The organism is Sphingobacteriales bacterium, assembly GCA_012517435.1.
In the GTDB taxonomy this organism is placed as follows: Bacteria; Bacteroidota; Bacteroidia; order CAILMK01; family JAAYUY01; genus JAAYUY01.
In genome coordinates, this window is record JAAYUY010000070.1 from 1 (window position 1) to 2,418 (window position 2,418).

A 2,418-nucleotide genomic window follows, 5' to 3' on the forward strand; every position below is an offset into this window, starting at 1 on the left:
ATGATAGTGTATCAAATTAGAAATATTACCTTCAGGTTGAAAATCATCTTCAAATTTGAATTGGCATTTGTAAATATGTGAACCCTCTGAGTTTTGCTCATAAACACCGACTCTGCAATTTTTAAACTTAGATTGTAATACCAAACTTTTTGGCGGAGATGTGCTAACATAAAGTAATTTATTAATGTAAAAATAAATACCAAATTCCAGATTTTCAAAAGTATTGATTTGTCCATTTCGTTGACATGAAACAGGAATGTTATTATAGCTTAACGACCTTCTTATAAGTAGTTTAGAATTCCAGCAAAAAATTCCAACACCTGAAATTTTGTCTTGCCCATAATCATTTATATAATTAAAATCACAGCCTTCAATTCTTAAAGATATGCCTTTCGCATAAATAAACTGATTGAGTGGATTATTAACGATCAACGATGTATCATTGCTATTGTAAAAATAACAATCTTTTATAAAACTTAAATTGTCATAAGGAACTGCAGTGACATAATCTCCATAAGTTTCAAAGTAAATTGAGGTAATGCATTCAGAAAAAGAAGTATTCGATGCAAGTATGACACCACCTCCATGAACGAAAACAGCAGTAGATGCATTTTCGATTTTGGTATTATGACAAAGAATTAAAAATCCTTGAGTCCTATTTTGACCTATAACTGTCTGGGGTGCATAGGGATTTCCATTTACAATTATTCCTCCCCAACTACTACCCCCATCACTTGTAATTATTGCATTTTCAATAATCAGTTTGGCTCCTACGCTAACCGTAATGCTACTTCCACTTCTCATTTTAAATGTTCTGTCGTTTTCAATTAGAACAGACGAACAATCAATAACCAAAGTCGCTCCATTAGAAATTGTTATACCATCACGCCAATTTCCACTTCGCTGATTTATAGAATCAGGATCGTCTTTGTTTGTCCAAATTTGGTCAGAAGTAATAGTCACTTGATTAAATGCTGAAAATGACAATAAAATCATTGTACAAATTAAATAAAACTTTTTCATAAGATAAGATTTTAGAGTTTATTAAAGTTTTTTGACTTAAACGAAAACCAAAACCTTACCTTTGCAGTAAGGTTTTGGGGTGGTTTAAAAAGCTGGGACGCACTTTAAACCCTTAGTTTTATTAAGCTAAGTAAACCCCAAAACCGTTTTTCTTAAAGCCTCAGTCAAATAAAATTTCATAAATCTTTTCTCAAGTGATTTCAGGATAAATGAACATTTTCCGGAGCCGGTCGGGTTATTTGTAATGAAAGGGCAAAGCAAAAAGATGAAGGGAAAAGAAAAACCCGGGCATACTGGAAACTGCCCGGGTCCAGGAAACAGTAATAAATGTGAAGTGTAGGGATAATAAATCCCTGTCGTGAAGTGAGTTTTTATTCCGGTCAACAATGATTTTCCCATCATTCTCCTGAATCAGATATTGTCAACAAAGCGAATGATTTCGTCAACATTGGTGCGTTGGTAAGCCACCATCCCGATAAGTTGTTGATTTTCAAAACACAATAAATCGGAGGTGCCATTCAGACCGTATTTCTGTTGTAGATGTTTGTAGATTTCATCATCGAAAACAGCCTGAATCTTCTGTGGATCCAGATTAAAGTTTTCTTTGAGAAAGTCTGCCTGAAGTCCTGACCTCATGGAAGGAAAAACATACACGATATTTTTGTTGTCAGCTTCGTTTTGAAAATGTTCTGCAGCATACATAAATACAGGGAAACAACGAAAACACAGGCCACTGTTGACTACATTGACAAAAATTTTCCCTTCTGACGCAAGAAGAGTTTTGAGTGGGTCGGGTTTTGGCTGTGCTATTTTAACCTCCTCCCTGACCGCCATACTTTCGGCTTCAGAAATATTGCAGGAATTGTTGCCAAAAAGTACCGAAACCAATAACAATATGATTATCTTTTTCATAGGCCTAAAGTTTAAATTTTATGCGTTTAAAATACAGGGCATCGCCATTTTCTTCGATCCAGACCAACTGATTCCCCTGAAGTGCCAGCCCGCTGATTTTAGTGCCGAGAGTGAATTTTTTCACCACCTTTCCTGTTTTCAGACTTCTGATGATCAGATTATTTTCATCTGCCAGGGTGGTAAATTCAAGGATCTGATCCGGATAGGTCGATTCAGTATAGGCAATAAATTTTGGTTTACCTCGTGAATTATGAATGACCACAAAAGTCCTGATAAAACGGATGGTATCATCTTCAGGGGTGAATCTGGCAGGAATGATGACTTTTCCGGTTTTATGGTCATATATGTCGCGGTTGTTTGAAAACAGGAGGTCGTTGCCGGCCATCTTAAAATCGCAATTCGCTATCAGCTGATAAGGTTTGTCCCATTTAATCATATCATTTCTGATGCTATCCAGAAACTGTGGAAATTTCTTATAGCTGA

3 protein-coding genes are annotated in these 2,418 nt (G+C 35.7%); all 3 read right to left on the bottom strand.

From position 1 onward, the window contains the following. The coding region (locus GX437_03990; protein NLJ06815.1) for a hypothetical protein at window positions 1–1,023 on the bottom strand (1,023 nt) is incomplete at its 3' end. A gap of 411 nt (window positions 1,024–1,434) precedes the next feature. Continuing rightward, window positions 1,435–1,935 carry a hypothetical protein gene (locus GX437_03995; GenBank protein ID NLJ06816.1) on the bottom strand — a complete coding sequence of 167 codons (501 nt, stop codon included), beginning with the start codon at window positions 1,933–1,935 and terminating at the stop codon, window positions 1,435–1,437. A gap of 4 nt (window positions 1,936–1,939) precedes the next feature. Then, window positions 1,940–2,418, bottom strand: a 479-nt coding sequence (locus GX437_04000) for a hypothetical protein (GenBank protein ID NLJ06817.1), incomplete at its 5' end; no start/stop codon positions are given.

What these genes read in the sequence shown, in the direction of transcription:
- GX437_03995 (NLJ06816.1), bottom strand. Translation starts at nt 1,935, where the DNA reads ATGAAAAAGATAATCATATTGTTATTGGTTTCGGTACTTTTTGGCAAC.